Below are 20,963 nucleotides of genomic sequence, written 5' to 3' on the forward strand. Positions count from 1 at the left end.
TTAGATACTACATTTTAGTTTCTGAAGGAAATGCATACGACTTTTTCCATCCTCCAAAGTCGATTAAAATTTGGTCTATCATTACGCCAGCATCTACCATCCAAATTTTTAATTTGTGTTTTCCTGCTGTATTTACAATTTGCTTTACAGATTGTACGGATGCATTTTTTAATACATTTTGTTTCCAAGCATCACTTCTCCCAAAAGTTTGAAAATCGACTATAACAGGTTCTGCATCATCAATAGCTATAGCACAACGCACACCTGTTTTGTTATTAGGCGCATGTGTTGGAATGGCTTGTAAAAACACATCAACCTCTCCAAAATTAAACGCATAAAAATCGTATTCTAAAATAGGACTATTTTGTTTTATAGCTTCCAATTCTGTTTCAGACTTTGCTTTTCGTGGTAATGCCACACTCACATTTCCTGTGTAACCGACACCATTAAAAACAGTCCATTTTGCTTCTTTCCCATCAACTTTACGAGAAAAATTTTCTGCATTTATAGAAACAAATCCTTTGTCTTCAACAAATCCTTTGTAATCTTCCAACTCCTTTAATTTTGGATTAAAAACAGACACCCCAATATGCGTTTTCTTTTCTTTTGAAAGAAAATCTATTCCAGAATTTACTTTAAAACTTGGTGGTATCAGTTGATAATCGTGCCCCAAAGGTGCTTCTTTTTTGCTTTCTCCTTTCGGGACTTTATCCCAATCTATAGTTACCCAAATACGCTCTTCTAAATGGTTTTTATTTAGTTTTCCTGATGTTTTCGAGATTATAATCCAATCTGCTTTAGGCACTGCTTCCCATTCCAATTCATCTTTTCCATTTAAAAATAAATCGATGTAATACTTGTTTTTGGTGTATGCATTAAAAACGGGTAAAACATCGGCATAGGAGTTTATAACCTCATCATTTACCTCCATTTGATAGCTTTCTAAAGCCATACCCAAAGTACTCGTTTTTTCTTTTAAAGGTATTGTTGCCGTTGGTTCAGCAAACACAGGCAAGTGCCTTGGCGCCATAGTCATAATATGCTTCCACTTTCCATTTTGAAGCGTATTATTAAAATAGTCCGTTTCTTTTTGAATTGCTTTAAATGCATCAAAAGATTTTGTAGCAAAGTCGCTAGCACTCTCTCTTCCTTGAGCTGCAACAAATTTATTTTTATAACTGTAAAGCCATTTAAGATTTAAATTTGATGCGCCTGTAATGGGATAATGAATTAGTTGGTAAAAGGCATCTTTTCGGTATGTTGAAATATTCTTTTGAATTTCATTTACATCACTAATTAAATTTTGATGCGCTTGAATGCGCTTACCAACTTCATCTCCATAATGATATTGTGTCAACTCCGTTTCTCCTGATTTGGTAACCGGTTCTACACTACTCCAAGCCATAAATTCTGGTCTGCGTTGAAAGGCCAATTGGTTATATTTAAACATCAAATTGGTAATAGCCTTTGCGTTTTCTTTTCCAAATGCATTAGCACTCAAATTTAGATGGTGTTTTCTAACTGAATCATCATTTTTAAAAGCATCAATATTCCAAGCCATATCTAAAAATAACTCGATATTATATTCGTGTGGTTTGATATCACCACAATTCAGAATCCAAATGTTTTGAGACCCAAACTCATAAGCTTTCGTCATTTCCTCCCACATTAAAACAGGATTTGTAGAATTTAACCATAGGTAATCGTGGGGTCTTCCCCAATACGAGGTATGGTAATAAACTCCTGCCCCTCCACTTCTTTTTTGTTCATCTTCATTACTCAATTGGCGCATGTATCCGTAATTATCATCTGTCCAAACCAAACTAACGTCTTCGGGCAAGTCTAAACCACTCTGGTAATAATGCAACACCTCTTTATAAGGCACAAATGCCTGTGGTTTTGTGATTCCTCGCGTTGTATTAGCTTTAAGAATTTCGCGTTGATCGGTTATTACTTTTTCTAATAATTTTACTTGAGAATCGGTATCATCTTCGCCAACTATCATAGGTGAATCGTGTTCTCCACGCATTCCAACGGTATAAATACCTTCAAAATTTGCCGTTTCTTTTGCTCGTTTTTTAAATAATGATTTTATGGATTCTGAATTCGTATCGTATCTATAATCTCCCATAGTTTCATGATGCCATTCTGCGTTTATATTACACAGCATGGGTTCTGCATGCGAACTCCCAATAACTATAGCATAATTATCGGCAACTATTTTATTTTCTGGATAATGATAAAATGCCTTTGTACATTTATGCATTGCAGGCCAAATGGTATTGGCTCTTAAACGCAATAAAAGCTCAAATACTTTTGCATACGTTTTCGGACCAATATCTCCCGTTTCTGGTTCGTAATTTAATGCAGCCCACCGTTGTAAGCCCCAATCTTCATCATTTAAAAAAATGCCTCGATATTTTACTGATGGCGCACCATAAATCTTGTTTTTTATGTTTAAAACTAATTCTTGTTGCTTTTCTGGATTAACATCTGCCCACCATTCCCACGGAGATACACCAATCTTTCGAGATATTTCTAACAGTCCGTAGGCAGTTCCTCTTCGGTCTGAACCGATAATTACTAATGCTTTTTTTATTCCTTTTGAAGGATTATTTATAACTTGAATGTTATATGTTTCCCATTTGCCTTTAATTTGAGAAACATCAATATTATGATTTTTAACGAATTGCTGAATTACTTTGCTTTTCCCTAATGTGCCTGCTATAATTTGGTATGCTGCTTTATTTTGATGAGTTGCAACTGTTTTTCCTGAAACATTTTTTACATCGTTTGCTAAAATTACAGAAGCAATTCTAACCACTTCTGCGTCTTTTTTATCAATGTGTATTGAAGCTATTTCTCCATTTTTAACCAATGGGAATTGAACCGTATTTTGCCCCCATGCGGAAAGACAAAACATTAAGAATAAGAGTTTATATAGTTTAGTCATTGTATTCTGCTGCTTTTTTAATCCTTTCATAAGTGCCATCATCAAACTTCACTTCAAAATCAGATTTAAATAATGTTGATGGTTTATAATAATCGGTAGATATTACTTGCGCTCCCGATGCTTTTGCTTTTTCAAATTTGGTGTAATCGTTTGCTTTAGCTTCTTTAGTTCCTGCATCGGCACGCGTGCGCACCATATACCCTTTTGCAACTAACTGCTTTATATATTCAAAATCGGTAATGGGATTATTTACAATTCTAAACGCAGCTTCAGGATTTCCTTCTTTACTATTCACAAAAAATACGCGGTTTTTTAGTGTGTTATCACCATTAATGTAAAGCTTGTTTTTTTGTTCTTTTTCATCTAAAACAAAAAGGAATTTCCCTTTACAGTCTTCTAATTTTGGCCAGCCGTTTTTTAGGACTGCTTCTTCTAAATTATTAAAATCTTTCCGCACGTCATCTGGCACTATCAAATCGTCTTTTGAAAAAACCGAACGTATTTCAGCATCTAATTCTTGATAGGCTTTGACTGAAAATGGCAATGGCTTTGTTAACTGTGGTAGTGCTTTATCTTTCGTATTCATTAAAATGATAATCGGTGTATGTGTTGGGTTTTCATCCGACCATTGCTTCATCACGCTTAAACAATCTTTGAATAGCAAATGATGACTTCTAAAGTCGATATCTTGAATATGAAACAATTTAAATCCGGATGCTTCTAAAGTATTATCTTCATCATAAGGCATTGGAATAGCTCCAGATTGTTTTACAATTTCTAAACCTTTCGGATTGGAAAAATGACCACCTTTTGGGTCGTAAAACACATCTAATTCTAAATTTCGCAAACCTAGATTTAGCTGTTCTTTAATACTAATATGCTCATATTCTAAAGATTTTGCTTTGCTAGAATCAATAGTTTCAATATAATTTAACAATGGTTTTTCTATACCTATTTTATATGAATTATGACTTCCAATAACTTGAATATCATTCAGTTTTAAATGTGTTTCATTTGCACACCCAAAACAGATAACAATAATCAGACATAAAAGAGCCCGTTGTTTCATTTAAATAGATTTTAAAAGTTTCGGTTTTTCGTTGTATAGCTTTAAAATCAGCTCCCCAAATAAGGTATTCGCCCAAGCAAACCAAGACCTAGAGAATTTAGAAGCATCATCTTTATGAAAGGTTTCATGCATAAACCCTGAACCATTATGCGTATTCATCAATTGTTTGATACACCAAACTATTTCCTCATCGCTATCGCTCGTCATAGCTCTTAAAATAATGCCCATAGGCCAAATGGTATCTAAACCTGCATGTGGACCACCTTGCCCCTCGCCTGCTTTCCCTTTAAAATAATAAGGGTTATCATCACTTAGCAAATAGGCTCTTGTATTTTTATAGACTTCGGAATCGTAAAACGCTTCATTCATCAAATATTTCATAGCGATTAATGACGGAATATTAGGGTCGTCAATAAATACTTTATTACCAAAACCATCTATTTCGTAGGCATATATTTTGCCATAGTGTAAATGTTCTGAAATAGCGTATTTATTTACTGCTTGCAATACTTCGCTAGAAAATGAAGCACATTCTTTAGAAAACAAATCGTCTTTAAAAACCGTTTTATAAACCTTACTTAATTGTGCTAAAGACTCTACTGCAAACAGGTTTGATGGAATTAAAAAGGGGTACATTGTGCCGTCATCAGATGGTCTAAATGCAGAACAAATGAGTCCTACTGGTTTTATTGGTCTGCCTTTTCCACTAAAAGGTGCTGTAACGTTTTTATTTCTTCTAACACGCTCAAAATAATACGGTGTTGTGCCGTTTTTGCGTTGTTCTGTTCTTAAGGTTTCTACTGCTAATCGCATGGCCTTATCCCAATCTGCATCAAAAACAGAAGTATCTCTTGTTTCTTTATAATATCCGTAAGCCAAACGAACGGCATAACATAAAGAGTCTATTTCCCATTTACGTTCGTGAATACCTGACTGTGGCGTTGGCTTATCGTCTTTCCATTTTGTTGGTCTTGTAACATCTTTGTAAAATGCATTGGCATAAGGGTCTAGCAACACGCATTTGGTTTGCCTATTTATTAAGCCTTTAAATAAATTTTTTAGTTTTTCATCATTATGAACCAAAGGTAAATATGGCCAAACTTGAGCTGTAGAATCTCGCAACCACATGGCATCAATATCGCCTGTTATAACAAATGTATCTGGTTTATCATCAATAATCTCATAATCTACTGTGGTGTCTAAAGTATTTGGAAAACAGTTTTCAAACATCCACGCCAATTCTTTATTATTGATTCCTTTTTTTACATTTTTTATAGTTTTTTCAACAGCATCACTAACAAATGTTCTTTTAGAAGGAATGGGTCTGTTGGTAGGATACGCTTGAAAATTATGAGCTACTCCTAAAGCAGAACAGTTTAATGCTGTAAGTCCAGCAACACCCAAAGCACTTTGTTTTATAAATTTTCTTCTTGTTGTCATTTATTTAAGAATTAGCCTCTGAAAATGGTACGAATAAAATAAGGATAGTGCCTCTAAGAAAATAGATATCATCCTAATACACTAAAGATAATACACTTTAATTATCTCTGGCTTCCATTTTCATGTTAAGCACACCACCACTTGTTATGTCTTTATGAAACAAGGTAAATTCTTTTAATGACTTACCATTAAAGCTTGCTTCTTTTACAAAAACATTGGCTTCATTATTATCAGTGGCTAGAATTTCTAAGGTTTTTCCTGAATAATAATCGGGATGCAATTGAATGGAAATTTTATCGAAAATAGGGCTTCCAATTTGATATTCTGCATCTGCATCTGTTCCGCCATTTATTTGGAATAAACCGATTTTCATTAACACAGCAAGACTTCCCATTAATCCTTGGTCTTCGTCTCCATTATAACCTGTTGATGGTGCTAAACCTCCAAAAACGGTAGATGTTACTTTTCGAGACCAATACTGTGTTAAGTCTGGTCTGCCCAGTTTATGAAAAGCAAAAGCTGTTTGTATAGAGGGTTGATTACCATAGTTTATTGGAATCTTTCTATATTCTGGATGTAATTCTGATGCATGTGACGTTCCAGAGGTAAAGTTTAAGGTTTCTGCTTCTTCAAATTGGGTATTCAATTTATCGGCAGCCACATCTTTTCCTCCCATTAATTCTCCTAATTCTGGAATATTATGAGGTACAAACCATGTGGATTGTGCGCCATTGGCTTCTATAAAACCTTCCTCGTAATTGTAAGGACTATAGTCAGCTTGCCATTGTCCCTTTATATTTTTGGGTTGCATCCACCCTATTTTTTTATTGAATAGGTTCTGATAGTTTTTAGAACGCTTCATAAAATAATCGTAATCTGCTTTCTTGCCTAACTTTAATGCCAATTGGGCTAACGTCCAATCTTGATACGCATATTCTAAAGTTAAACCTGCACCATCTTGATGCCCTCCAAATTTACCTTCTGGATTTGGATGTGGCACAAAACCATTTTTTAAATAATATTTAAGACCACCTCCTTTTTGTGTTTTATGCTCATAGCCCGCCTTTTCCATAATACCATTTGGCATATGGTTTTTCTTTAAAGCTTCGTATACATATTCTAAATTATTTTTTAGAATACCTTTTTGAATGGCACTCACAAAAAATGGTGTGGACGAACTTCCCGTCATAACATAAGTATAATTTCCTCCTGATGGTCCTCTAGCAACTAAATCACCATCTTTGTAATACTGCAATAAAGACCATGTAAATTCTTCATAAATTTCTGGATATACTAAGCCCCATAAAGTATTTATTGTCCATTGCGCGCCCCAAAAAGCATCTGAGTTATAATGATTAAACTTAGGCGTTCCATCTTCTTTTAAAGGCAATTGCCCTATTCTAAAGCTTTCTCCCGTGTTATCTGGATATGCACCATTTACATCACTTATGGTTCGTCTTCCTTGAAGCGCATGCCACAAGTCTGTATAGAATCTCCTTTGTTGTTTTTCGGTATTACCCTCAACTTTTATTCTACCTAAAAGGCTATTCCATTCGTCTTTTGAATCTGAAACTACAGCATTAAAATCCCAATGTTGTAATTCTGTTTTCATATTTAAACTAGCATTTTCTTCTGAGGTATATGAAATAGCAACTTTCATTAAAAGCGGCGTATTCAAATCCTTAAAATGCAACATGTAATTCCCTGTTTCTTCATCTTTTTGAAGATGATTTACAGACTGATTTAAAGCTATTTTAAAAAATACTTTTAAATCTTTTGGTCTCCTATGCGTTGGCGTAGCTACTACAGAGCCAATAAATTCTTTATCGTTAATTTGTTTTAATATGCCATTTGCATTATCGCTTGGCCCTAAAACGGTATTTAAATTTAATAGGATTCCTGCTTCAGATTTTTCAGGAAATGTATATTTATGAAAACCGACACGTTTGGTACTTGTTAATTCTGTTTTAATATTAAACCGTTGAAGTTCTAAGCTATGATAACCTGGTTTTACCACTTCATTATCATGACTAAATTTTGAATAAAAATCGGTAAAAATGCTATTTTTATTTTCTTCGGAAAAGGTAACTGGCATTACAGAAACACCAGATATTTGCCAACCATGAATATGGCTAAATCCTTTTATTGTATCTGTTTTATAACGATAACCACTGCCCCAAGCTCCATCTATTTCGTTATCTGGACTTAAATTTACCATTCCAAAAGGACGACATGCAGACGAAAAGAAAAACCATCTAGAATTTTCTGTATCTAGTTGAGGATAGACCATATTTGAAAAATCGACCTCTTTATAAACCTCATCTGTGATTATTTGTTTACTATCATTTTTACAAGCAAAAACTGATAATAGTATAAACAATATAAAAAATTTACAATATCTCATTGGGCCTATTTAATAATGGCAGTAGCCGTTTTCAATTCATCATCTTTTGTTACCTCATGCGTTCCTTTTAATGCAAATTGTTTGTGATTAGTTTCTGGTAAAACCACATTTTCTATATTTAAAACGTTTACTTCATCAAATACAAATGCTGGTCTAAAATCTTTGTTTTCTAGTTTTAAATTTACATTTTTAAAAGTAATATCTTTTGCATAGCGAACGTAAAACCCCCAAGCAGGCAGTTCTCCAAACATTGAAAACTCTGGATAATCTTTTATTTTATGAGGCACTTGTTCTAATCTACTTAAAGGCACATAAGCCATTCCTTTTGATGCTCTACCAGGATACGTAATATCTATATTTTCTATAATTACATTTTCTATATTATGCCCAGGAATACCTACAATTGAAGATGGAAAAGGGTTATGGAAAAAATCGACCTCTGGTCCTCTTAAATCGTAATTTATATCTGGTCTTCCAAAAGGTATTTCAACCTTTACATCTTTTATATGTACATTTTTTATGGTTCCCGGTTGTTCTCCACCTCTATGACCTAAGCGAATAAAAATACCATTACCTGTATTTTTAGCAACAATATTGGATACTTTAATGTTTTCTATAGCACCTCCATCAACACTTTCAATAGCTATTGCAGAACGAAATGTATCAAAAACATTAATATTTTCGATAGTTACATTTTTAAATCCACCGTAAGAAGCGGTTCCAAATTTTAGTGCACTTGCACTACTTTTAATCGTACAATTTGCAATATATATACTATCATTATAATACTTTGGAAAATACGATTTTAAACAAATGCCATCGTCGGCAGAATCTACATCACAATTGGTTATTTGTACATTTTTACAATCGGTAATATCCATCCCATCATTATTCCAAAAGGCTCTATTAATTATTTTAAGGTTATCCAATTTTAGTTTTTCACATAGCTCAAAAGAAAGTCCCCAGCATGCTCCATTTTGAAGATTTAAATCCAAGACATCTACATTTTTGCACATTGAAAACCTGAATAATTTAGGTCTTGCCGTTTCATTGGGACGCATACGTCTGTAATTATACTTTGGGTCTATACGTTCTCCTGAATGGTGTAAACTATCTATACTTAGTGCCAAAGCTCTCCCTTGTCCATCTATTTTACCTTTGCCGTAAATTTTAAAATTATTGGCTTTATAGGCTACTAAAAATGCCATATTCGAGTAATCGTCTCTCTTTGGAGATTCAGGTCGTTCTGGCATTGGCACATCTTTATAATCGTAAGGATTTGTACTCCCTAATAAAACAGCACCTGCTTTTAAATACAAGCTTACATTAGATTTCATTACAAGACTACCAGAAAGGTATTCTCCTTTAGGAAATACTAAAGTACCACCATGGGCTTGATGAACTTTATCTATTAATTCTTGTAAAGCAACTGTATTTAATATTTTACTGTTACCAACTATACCATAATCTGTAACCAAATATTCTTTATTATTAGTCTTTTTTAGATACTCTTTTTTAACTTCACTTTGAGAGACATTTACAGTTGTTTCAGTTGCTTCTTTACATGACCAAAAAAATAAAATCAGTAAAAAAACATATAAAACAGAAGTACTACATTTTGTCTTGTATGCCATGTTTAATTTTGTTTACCCCAGTCTTTATTGGGTGTATCTGTTAATTCAAATTGCAAAATGCCGCCTTTAGAAATTAAATTAAAGTCTATAATACTTGAGTTAATTTCTTCTCCATTCCATGTTACTTTTTGAATGTATATCTTTTTTGATGTTCTACCGTTTGTAATTATTTGCAACGGTTTATCATTTGTTTTTATAGTAATTTTATCAAATTGTGGTGTAGTTAATGCCAACTGAGTACTTCCTGGAAAAATAGGATATACCCCCATTGTAGACCATACGTACCATGACGACATAGTGCCTGCATCGTCATCCATTTCTTTGATATAACCATTGGGCGTATTAGTAAAAATTTTACGCGTAATGGGTTGTTCTAATTTATGGTGTGTTCCGTACCAATTATTCGTTTTCTTGTTTAACAATTGGTCGACTAATCTTTGCGTTTTCCATGGTGAATTTGTGTAATTATACAAATACGGTACTTGAATATCGGGTTGGTTACCTATGTTAAATAATTCGTTTTCAAAGAAATAATCTAATTGAGCTTCAAACTCATCTTTACCACCTATCATGGTTTGAATTCCCTTTATATCAAAAGGTACAAACCATCGGTATTGCCACAACGTGCCTTCGTATAATCCGTCTCCATGCATGATATCTGAATTTTCATCCATAGTTAAAAACTTGTCTTTCCAAAGGGTTTTATATTCAAAAGCTTTATCTCTATAAAATTTAGCATCTGCATCTTCTCCTAAGATTTTAGAAATTTCTGAAAGCGCCCATAAATCATAATTCGATTCTAGTACATTATCTGGCGATTTAAACGGTAAATGTTCAGCTTCTACTTTCATTTCTTCATAAATATCAGATAATGGAAATGGCAAAATTCCTTTTTCATATGCATCTAATACAATAGCTATGGTATGCTCTGTTCTAATGGTTAAAAAAGGTTCTGTTTCTGTTGCCCAATCAGGTTTTCCTTGTTTGTACAATGCTTTTAAAGACGTTAACATGTCTTTATATCTATTTGGATATAAAAATGAAAATAAAGGAAGTTTTGTTCTAAACGTATCCCATACAGACCAACCGTGATAATGCGATGAATTAGATTTGTATTGATTACCATCACTACCTCTAAACACTCCATTTTCATCATTTATAATAAATGGCGATTGTGTTGCGTGGTACAAATGTGTATAGAATAATTCCTTTAGTGTATCATTTTCAGTCTCTACATGAACAACATCCATAAGATTGTTCCATGATTTAAATGCTTGCTCTTTAACTTCAGAAAAGTTTAATTTTTCTGATAAATTTAAATTTTGAATGGCACTGTTTTCATCAACAACCGATAAAGCACATCGTAATAAAATATCTTGATTATTTTTAGTTGAAAACTTAAAAATCAATTTAGAATCATCTTCAGTTACTTCTGACACTTCATGATTAAAATTAATGGCATAGTAAAATGTGTATTTACCTTTTCTACAAACATTAACGCTTGTTATTTTGCCACTAATGATACCATTTTCTATATGATAACTATGAGATACGGGACCTGCATAACTACTTGCTAAATCTATGGTAAATCCAGCATTGTTAGATTCTGGAAATGTATATTGATGAAATGCTACTTGCCTAGTTGCAGTAAGCTGCGTTTTTACACCGTTGTTTAAGTTCACTGAATAATATCCAGCTTTAGCTTTTTCACTTTCTTTTGAATATGTTAAACCTTTAGGAATTGAATCTCCTTTTGAAATAACAAAAGGTAATATTCTTAAATTCCCTCCAACGCCTCTACATCCAACACCAGAAAATCTGGTATTTGAAAAACCAATAATTTCTTTAGCACTGTAATCGTACCCAGAATGTGCTATTGGGTTTGTATCTGGACATGGTTTTACCATTCCGAAAGGAACACTGGCAGCAACATCTGTTTGCCCATGGTCGTTAGCGGTAGAAATAAAAGGGTTAATATATACTGCATTGCTTTGCTTTTCCTCTGGTTGAGGAACTGTATTATTTTGTCTTTTACAACAGAATAAACTAAGAAAAACAAGTGTAAGGTATATGCGCATAATGAAGTTAAAAAATAAAGGCAGACAACCAAACTAAATTCATCTGCCTTTATAAAACTAAACTAACTCAAAACTGATGTAACACAAAATTTGTATTACATATGGAAAAAAATTGTCTTAATAATTTGGATTTTGACTTATGGACCCCTCAGACAGACCTACTTCATTATCAGGGATTGGTCTTACCAAATGCGTATTCGCATTAAATGCTCCATGATCTATATTGTGAGGATTAAGCATGTTTATACGCTCCTGTAACTTACCTGTTCGTTTTAAGACTGCCCATCGATCTTCCTCACCAGCAAGTTCTATAGCCCGCTCATCAAGAATAGTATCGATATCCACAGAAGTATAATGATTTACAACTCCTGTAGCACGTTCTCTAACTCTATTTAAATGATTTAAAGCATTACCTGTATTTCCTGCTCCTAAATGTGCTTCCGCAGCAATTAAGTGAGTTTCTGCAATTCTAAATACAAAAGTATCTCGAGACCCCCCATTTTCAGCATCAATACCTATATCATCAAACTTTTTAAATATTGGAAAATTAGTCCTGATAACATTTGAAGAATATTGATAAACCACACCCGGAATATTATCTGGAAGTCCAAATAGATATTGGTCAGGTTGGTATACCCAGTAACGGTCTAATTTATCTGCCAATTCAGTAGCATCTATAGGTGTTTTAGGATAATACACAATGGTATCACCAACAGTTATGTTATCTGTTCCTTCAGGAGAAGTAAATTCACCTGCTTCGTCTGCAAATAGCACTCTGTGCAATGTAACTTCATCTCTGGAATCATTATCTGCTAACAATTCATAAAAACGTGGTGTTGGCATTAAGCTTGTATTATTAGCTCCATAAGGATTACCTCGACCTATACCTACATAATCATTAACAGGATTCATAAAAATACCATGCTTGGAATTATTCCTATCGTCAAAATTACCTCCAGGTCCGTATTGTACTGCAAATAATATTTCTGGGTTTACTTGATTGCCATAATCAAATACTTGAGCATAAGTTTGGCTTCTAATATCAAAAGACCCTATAGCCTGTTCTGCCAAAGTTGATGCAGTTGTAAAATCTGATGCACTACCAAAAGACTTATACGCTCTAGTTAAATACACATCCGCCAATAGATGTTGTGCTGCTCTTTTTGAGAACCTTCCAGTCTGTGGGTTATCTAATAGATTAGGAATTGCTTCTTCCAAATCTTTTATGATTTGTGCAAAAGTTTCGTCTTCAGTTGATCTTACATAATCAGTACGAATAGAATTTGTTTCATTTAGCTCTAATACGATGCCTCCAAAATGTTTCGCTAGGTTATAAAATCCTAAAGCTCTTAAAGCTTTTGCTTGAGCAATACCATAATCTCTATCATCTAAAGTAGCTTCACTCCAAGAAATTTGGTTTTCATAACGATTAATAACAGTATTCGCCTCTGAAGTTAAAGCATAATTAGCCGCCCAAAAATTGCCAGAGTCACCATCACTTGCAGTAAGCCCGAAATAATCGTTTAAAGGAGTATTGCTTCTAACATCATCTTGTGATGTAAACATGTCTGTTCCAGAAAACATGATGTTATATTGCTTATAAAGGTTTCTTAAATTAGCATAAATCGCTACAACCAATTCATCCGCATTATTTTCGTCTATTGAGTTTTCTACAACTAAACCGCCGTAAAACTCCTCTTCAATATAATCATCACATGCGGTAAACATTAACCCCAGAGCTATGATTATATATTGTATTTTAAAAATTGATTTCATCTTAATTAACAATTTAATATTTATAGTGATACATTTAATCCAAATAACACGGTTTTAGTCAAATAAGCAGAACTATAAGAGTTCTGTAAACCTGTTTCTGGGTCTGGTCCTTCATAATCTGTGAAAATAAATGGATTCTGAATATCCAGAGATAATCTCATTCCATTTAACTTAAACTTTTCCAATAAAGTTGATGGCAGAGTATAAGAGAAACCAATATTTGCTATTTTAACAAAATCGAACTCTTCATAATAATACTCTCCTGGATGCGCATAAGCTAAAGCTGGTCTAGATGCATTTGGATTATTAGGAGTCCAATAATCTAAATTAATTTTATTAAACTTTGCTTGGTCATTTTGATAAGGCGCAAAGTTTTGGTAAAATTCTGAATGTCCTAGCGTACCTTGTCGTGTATTAATTTGCACTCTAGCTTCAAAATTCTTATAGGTAAATGTATTGGTTATACCAGCTATCCAATCAGGAGATGGCGAACCAATAACAACTTTATCATCATTATTAATAACATTATCACCATTTTGGTCTACAAATTTATATTGCCCAGGTCGCGCTCCAAACACTGCAGCCTCAGCATATTCGTCTAATTGCCATATACCATCATTTTCAAACGAAAAGATTGCAGCAGGATCTTCTCCTACCTTAGTTACACCATGTCGTCCAAATGGCACTTCTTCCACATCTCCTTCAATTTTCAAAATTTCATCTCTGTTTCTAGAATAGTTAAAATCTGTACGCCATCTAAAATTTTCGGTTTGAATAGGAGTTAAACCAATAACCACCTCAACACCTCTACTTCTTACTTCTCCAAAGTTTCCAACAGCCTCTTCAAAACCTGATATATTCAACAAAGACCTAGGAAATAAGCTTCCATCTGTAACCTTGTTATAATAGTCTACCGTTAAGTTGGCTCTGTTATTAAAAAATCCTAAATCTACACCAACATTAGTCTCTGTAGAAACAGCCCAAGTTAATTCGTTATTCGCTAAACCAGATACGAATTGTGTATTTGCTAAATCATCTCCAAATAAATATGTTCCATTATTTAAAAAAGACAAAGATTGGTATGGTTCAACTGTATCAATGTTTCCTGTTTGACCATAAGCAACACGTATCTTCGCATTATTTAACCAATTAACATCTTGCATAAAATTTTCTTGAGATAATCTCCAAGCAAATGATGCAGAAGGGAAGAAATCCCATTTATTACCTACTGCTAAACGTGATGCACCATCGTACCTCCCCGTTAATTTAAGTAAGTATTTATTCTTATAAGAATAATTTAAACTGGCTGCAAAAGAGGCTATGTTATCTTTTAAAAATCCACTGCTAAAGTTACGTATATCTAAACCTGCTCCAGTATTGAAAAACAAAAATTCATCAGGTAAGTTACGCGTTTGTATGTCTCCTCTTTCAAATTCTCTATGGTAAAGTGAAGAAATTAACGTAGCGTTAAGTTTATTATCTTCATCTAAATCAAAATTTAAATTTGCAATATTATCCCATGTATAGGTAACTATGGAAGCCGTTTCATAAACAGCTCTTGTTCTATTAGGCTCATTCCTTGCTGCTTTTGTTAGCAACCCTCTATGTTCCCCAAATCTATTATAAGTCAAACTTGGTGAGAACTGTGTCTTCAAACTTAACCACTTTAAAGGCTTATACTCTAAAAATGCATTTGCTATAATGTCAAAACGTTTAGTATTAACTCTCCATGCGCCATCTTGTTCATAAATCGGATTGATAAAACGTTGATCTTGCTGATCTGGGATTAATGTAATTGAACCATCATCCTCAAAAGGGTCCACGGTAGGTGCTAATCGAAAAGAACTTCTAAACAACTCACGGCTACCTTCTTCTCTCTCAGAAAATGCCAAGTAGGTTTTTACTCCAAAGGATAGTTTATCATTTACTTTTTTTGTGATAGCACCAGAAAGATTATATCTTTCAAAATCTTCAATACCTACTACACCTTCATCCTTCAAATAGCCAATCGAAGCATTATAAATAAGACCATCCTTTCCACCAGAGGCTGATAATGTATGACTTGTTTGAATTCCAGTTTCTTGAAACCTTCCAATCCAGTTTGTGTATCTGCCGTTTAGCGCATTACTCTGCTCTTCAGCACCAATAAACTCAACTGTATTATCTGTTACAATATTATTGTAATCCGCAACCGTTGCAGGACCTCCATTGAGTAAATTACCAAACTCCCTTGCTCTAACTACATCATTAACAAAGGCAACATACTCATCACCATTATAAAAATCTGGAGAATTTACCACACTACGCACACCAAAAGTAGAATCATAAGTAAAACGCGTTCTACCCTCAAGCCCACTCTTTGTTGTAATAATCACTACTCCATTTGCTCCTCTCGCTCCATAAATAGCTGTAGAAGAAGCATCTTTTAGAACATCTATTTGTTGAATATCCGCAGGATTTAAAGCAATAATATTGTCAAAAAACACACCATCAACTACATATAAAGGTTGAGACAAATCATCTGCTAAACTATCACTAACACCGTCGTTGCCTTGATTATTATTTCTTATTGAACCATTTCCTCTAATATTTATTGATAGTGGAGCTCCTGGTTTATTATTAAGAGCTCTAACATCTACACCCGCCAAACGTCCCTGTAATGCTTGGGCTACGTCTGTTTTTCGTTGTTCAACAACTTCACCACTTCCAATGGAAGCAACTGCACCTGTTAAATCTTTTCGTTTTACACTTCCATATCCGATTACTACTACTTCATCAAGTTTAGCAGTATCTTCAGGTAGTTGAACATCCATAGGAGATTGCCCTGAGTAAGTTACCTCAAAAGTTTGATAACCTAAATAGGAAAATACGATAACATCTCCATTACTTGCTTTGATTTGATATCTCCCATCAAAATCAGTAGCTGCACCAGTTGATGTATTTTTAATAAGAACGTTAACCCCTGGAATAGGCACATTCTGTTCGTCCGTAACAGTACCCGACACAACATCTTGTCCGAATACTAGAGGCGAAATACCTAAGAAAAATACACTTAAAAGTAATTTTAGTTTCTTCATTGTAATTCATTTAGTTTATTAGTCATTAAATTTTTTATAAATGTATCAGTTGACTTGGGAAACTACATGGAATAATAATTCAAAAATATGGACAAGCATTAATTATATTTAAGTCAATTCTTACTAAAATCTATTTTCATATTAAGCCAAAAAAATCTTATTACAAGAAAACAATTCATACTAATACATGAAAAAATTAATTCACAAGAAACACCTCATGCATAACTAATCCATGCTTTTGACATAATTGTCCATAACAATAAAACTCAGTAATATTATTTTTGATAAAGCTTGATTATTTATACAATCAATATACACTTATAATAGTATATAAAAACAAAAAAGCATAGCTTAAGTGTTATTAAATACCATATCTAAAAAAAATTGCAGATGAAAGATATCAATAAATCCTCTTTAAAAACCCCGTTAGAAAATATAGAGCATTGGGAAGAAGATCTAATTAAAAGGTATCCTGATCCCGATACTAATGGTAAAGAAAAAGAAGACTTTAGAAACTACGAAGATTCAGATAGAGCTGAAAGTGTGAAAGAATTTTATAGACTTAATCATATATTTCAAACCTATGATTTTGTATCAAAAAAAGAAGCTGGTTTTTTAGAGTTCAATAGAAAAGAAATGTCTATTTGGGAAGCTGTTGATTTCTTAAACACCCTTGTTGATGATAGCGATCCTGATATTGACTTAGATCAACTACAACATTTATTACAAACGTCTGAAGCTATAAGAGCTGACGGACATCCAGACTGGTTTGTCTTAACTGGGTTTTTACATGATGTTGGCAAAGTGCTTTGCTTATTTGGAGAACCTCAATGGGCTGTAGTTGGAGATACTTTCCCTGTAGGTTGTAAATTCTCTGACAAAATTGTACATGCCAATTATTTTGCTGACAATCCTGATTCAACAAACCCAAAATACAATACAAAATATGGTATATATTCACCAAATTGTGGGCTAGACAATGTTAAAATGAGTTGGGGGCATGATGAGTATTTATATCAAATCATGAAAGATTATTTACCTGAACCAGCGTTGTATATTATTAGATATCATTCCTTTTATGCTCAGCATCGAGAAAACGAATATACCCACTTGATGAATGAAAAGGATATTAAAATGTTTGAATGGGTAAAGAAATTCAACCCTTATGATTTATATACAAAAGCACCTGTTAAACCAGATGTTAAAGCTCTAAAACCTTATTACCAAGAACTTGTAAAAAAATATCTACCTAAAACGCTAAAATTTTAAGAACTCAGAAACCAACTAATCAGCCAAACAATAATGTTTTATACCTATTTAGGATTTTTTGGATTTACCTTATTCGTAATACTTTATACAACATATAAACTCCGAAAAGATAAATTTACAACTTCAAAAGGTTATTTTTTAGCTGGAAAAAGTTTAACAGGCCCGATCATCGCAGGGTCTATGATACTTACCAACATTTCTACGGAACACTTAATAGGAATGAATGGTAGCTCGTATAAAAACGGTATCATTATAATAGCTTGGGAGGTTACTTCTGCTATTGCTTTAGTTATAGCGGCCATTTATTTTATTCCGAAATTCATTAAATTAGGGATAACTACCATCCCCGAATTTCTAGAGAGGCGCTTTGATGGTGTAATACGCTCTGTTGTGGCCTTTCTGCTAATGTCATCATTTGTTATAACGCTTTTACCAATCGTTTTATATTCCGGAGCTATTAATATCGAAAGTGTTTTTGATTTTTCGGCAATATTTGATGTATCAAAAAGTGAATCGCTTATTTATACTGTTTTAACCATTGGTGTTATTGGTTCTATGTACGCCATTTTCGGTGGCTTAAAAGCCGTTGCATACTCGGATTCTTTAAATGGTATTGGCTTAATGCTAGGAGGACTTCTTATACCCACAATTGCCTTATATCAAATTGGTAATGGTAATATGTTTGATGGTTTAAGCACGGTGTACCATTTTGCACCAGATAAATTTGATATTATTGGTAAGCCAGATTCAGTACTTCCTTTTTCTGTTTTATTTACCGGGTTAATGATTAATCAGTTGTATTTCTGGGGAATGAACCAGGCTATTATTCAGCGAGCATTTGGAGCTAAGAATTTAGTCGAAGCTCAAAAAGGACTTATTTACACTGGTGTATTGAAGCTCTTTGTTCCTGCCATAATCGTTTTACCAGGTCTAATTGCTTATTACTATTTTCAAGACACCTATTATGCAACACCAGATTTGATATATCCTATGTTGGTAAAAAAGGTATTACCTTCTTATCTGTTCGGTTTTTTTGCTGCTGTTATTCTGGGCGCTGTTTTAAGCACATTTAATAGTGTACTAAACTCAGCAAGCACCATTTTTTGTTTAGATATCTATAAAAAGATTTTTAATAAAAATGCTTCTGATGCTAAATTGGTGAAATACGGTAAAATATCGTCTGTTATTCTAGCCTTAATAGCTATTGCTGTAGCACCAATGGTTGCTTATGCCCCTGATGGTTTGTACCAGTTATTACAAGAACTAAACGGCATTTTCTTTATTCCTATTTCTTCCATTATAATTGCTGGAATATTCTTTAAACAAATAAATACTAAGGGCGCAAAAGCAGGACTTTTCTTCGGATTTACATTTTACATTCTAACCACTTTTGTACTTAAAGTAAATATCCATTTTGTGCATTTGTGGGGTATTGAATTTCTTCTAAATTTTACAATCATGTTTTTAGTTTCAAAAATGTATCCTTCAGAAATTAAAACGGATTATTATAGTATGAAACAAGAAGTTGTAGAAAAGTCTTGGCCTAAAGTTAAACTTTACGGCAGTATACTTGTTGCTTTAACTGTGCTCATCTATATTTTGCTATCGTAGATAATTAGCTTTAAAAAATCAACTTATAAAGATACGCCTCGCCTCCAAGGAATAAAGTCGTTTTGATTCAACACTTTGGCTTTGGTTTGTATTTCTCCGCTTGCTACTTTAATGATAAATTCTAGCATTTCATCTGCCATTTCCTCTATTGTTTTTTCACCACGAATAACACCACCCGTTTCAATATCAATAATATCTGGCATTCTATTGGCCAAATCTGTATTAGAAGACACTTTAATTACCGGAGCTATTGGGTTTCCTGTTGGTGTTCCTAAACCTGTTGTAAATAAAACTAGGTTGGCACCTGCACCAACTATAGCTGTTGTACTTTCTACATCATTACCTGGAGTACACAATAAATTGAGTCCAGATTTACTAACATACTCTCCATAATCTAAAACATCTTGTATTGGAGACGTTCCTCCCTTTTTGGCAGCTCCTGCAGATTTCATGGCATCTGTAATTAAACCATCTTTTATATTTCCGGGAGAAGGATTCATATCAAAACCAGAACCGGATTCTACTACAGATTTCTCGTAAGCTTTCATTAGGTTTAAAAACTTTTCGCCTTTTTCATCATCTATACATCTATTTACCAACTCCTGCTCTACTCCACATAACTCAGGGAATTCGGCTAAAATAGCAGTGCCATGTAACGCAGTTAAAATGTCTGAAACAGCTCCTAAAGTAGGATTTGCAGATATTCCCGAAAATCCGTCCGAGCCTCCACATTCTAAACCTACTTTAAGTTTAGATAAAGAAGCTGGTTTCCGTACTATATTATTTGCCTTTTTTATGGCTTCGAAAGATTCTTTTATAATCGTAGACAACATATTGTCCACTGTTCCCATCTGTTGCTGTTCGTATATTAAAACAGGCTTATTTAGGACAGGATTTATGCTTTTTATAGCATCTTTAAATATATCTATTTGAAGGTTTTGACACCCTAAACTCAACACAGTAGCGCCAGCAACATTTGGATTGTTAACATAACCTGCCAATAATTTTGCTAAACTTTCTGAATCTTGACGGATACCTCCACAACCACCAGGATGCGTTATAAATTTAACATCAATATTATCAAAAACTTTTGTAGTATTTCCAGTGATCTCTATTGATGATTCTTCTCCCCTTACTAAAGCTCTTAACATGAGTTGATGGGTGCTTACTTGCTGATGTAAAAGCTCTTTTTCAAAAATATCTTTTAAAATTTCAACATTTCTATTTTCGCAAAATACTAGCGGAAAAAATAACCAAACATTTTCTGTACCTACTTGATCATCTGCTCTATGATAACCTAAAAAAGTGCTTGCTTTCCATTTATCAACATTAGGGGCTTTCCAAGTAAATTGAGCTGTTCTACCAAATACCTTTTCGGTTTCATGTTTTACATTCTTGGTCGTTAATACATCTCCTTTGTTAATCACGCCATTAGCTTTTCCTACAAGAACACCATACATAATAATACTATCTCCCAAATTAAAATGTTCTAAGGCAATTTTATGTTTAGATTTTGTATTTGATATGACTTTAATATCCTCTTCTTCAAAAGAAATAACCTCTCCTGCTTTTAAATTTACCAGAGCAACTGCAACATTGTCTGAGGTGTTTATTTTTATAAGCTTTTTTAGCATCTTGTAAACTGTAATTCG

Annotated in this window: 11 protein-coding genes; 2 read left to right on the plus strand and 9 right to left on the minus strand. The window is 33.5% G+C overall.

The window, feature by feature from the left end; all coding sequences use genetic code 11:
* Positions 1–7: 7 nt before the first annotated feature.
* The 8 genes from Q0772_RS09525 to Q0772_RS09560 all read right to left on the minus strand — a co-directional run bounded on the left by Q0772_RS09525 (position 8) and on the right by Q0772_RS09560 (position 16,431).
* Positions 8–2,953: a glycosyl hydrolase 115 family protein gene (locus Q0772_RS09525; RefSeq protein WP_298343505.1), complete on the minus strand. Its 2,946-nt coding sequence runs from the start codon at positions 2,951–2,953 to the stop codon at positions 8–10.
* Complete coding sequence (locus tag Q0772_RS09530; protein WP_298343507.1) at positions 2,946–4,022, minus strand: phosphatidylinositol-specific phospholipase C1-like protein; 1,077 nt, start codon at positions 4,020–4,022, stop codon at positions 2,946–2,948. The genes Q0772_RS09525 and Q0772_RS09530 overlap by 8 nt, the downstream gene beginning before the upstream one ends.
* Positions 4,023–5,462, minus strand: coding sequence for a glycoside hydrolase family 125 protein (locus Q0772_RS09535; protein ID WP_298343509.1), 1,440 nt, complete (start codon positions 5,460–5,462; stop codon positions 4,023–4,025).
* Positions 5,463–5,559: 97 nt separating this feature from the next.
* Positions 5,560–7,866 carry a GH92 family glycosyl hydrolase gene (locus Q0772_RS09540; protein WP_298343511.1) on the minus strand — a complete coding sequence of 769 codons (2,307 nt, stop codon included), beginning with the start codon at positions 7,864–7,866 and terminating at the stop codon, positions 5,560–5,562.
* Between the two features lie 5 nt (positions 7,867–7,871).
* Positions 7,872–9,500 (minus strand): glycosyl hydrolase family 28 protein, encoded by a 1,629-nt coding sequence (locus tag Q0772_RS09545; RefSeq protein WP_298343514.1) that lies wholly within the window; start codon positions 9,498–9,500, stop codon positions 7,872–7,874.
* Between the two features lie 2 nt (positions 9,501–9,502).
* Positions 9,503–11,578 (minus strand): GH92 family glycosyl hydrolase, encoded by a 2,076-nt coding sequence (locus Q0772_RS09550; protein WP_298343516.1) that lies wholly within the window; start codon positions 11,576–11,578, stop codon positions 9,503–9,505.
* Between the two features lie 117 nt (positions 11,579–11,695).
* The gene (locus Q0772_RS09555) at positions 11,696–13,354 is read right to left on the minus strand and encodes a RagB/SusD family nutrient uptake outer membrane protein (RefSeq protein ID WP_298343519.1); all 1,659 of its coding nucleotides are present in this window, start codon (positions 13,352–13,354) and stop codon (positions 11,696–11,698) included.
* 20 nt (positions 13,355–13,374) lie between these two features.
* Entirely contained in the window at positions 13,375–16,431 is a 3,057-nt protein-coding gene (locus tag Q0772_RS09560) for a TonB-dependent receptor (RefSeq protein ID WP_298343522.1), read from the minus strand.
* A 390-nt stretch (positions 16,432–16,821) separates the two neighbouring features.
* Here Q0772_RS09560 and Q0772_RS09565 point away from each other — a divergent pair, with 390 nt between their 5' ends.
* Positions 16,822–17,700 (plus strand): inositol oxygenase family protein, encoded by an 879-nt coding sequence (locus Q0772_RS09565; RefSeq protein ID WP_298343525.1) that lies wholly within the window; start codon positions 16,822–16,824, stop codon positions 17,698–17,700.
* A 33-nt stretch (positions 17,701–17,733) separates the two neighbouring features.
* Positions 17,734–19,311, plus strand: coding sequence for a solute:sodium symporter family transporter (locus Q0772_RS09570; RefSeq protein WP_298343528.1), 1,578 nt, complete (start codon positions 17,734–17,736; stop codon positions 19,309–19,311).
* Positions 19,312–19,334: 23 nt separating this feature from the next.
* Here Q0772_RS09570 and Q0772_RS09575 read toward each other — a convergent pair whose 3' ends face one another.
* On the minus strand, positions 19,335–20,945 hold the full coding sequence (locus tag Q0772_RS09575) for an altronate dehydratase family protein (RefSeq protein ID WP_298343531.1): 1,611 nt from the start codon (positions 20,943–20,945) through the stop codon (positions 19,335–19,337).
* Between the last annotated feature and the right edge of the window lie 18 nt (positions 20,946–20,963).

Source organism: uncultured Algibacter sp. (assembly GCF_947490405.1).
Classification (GTDB): Bacteria; Bacteroidota; Bacteroidia; order Flavobacteriales; family Flavobacteriaceae; genus Algibacter_B.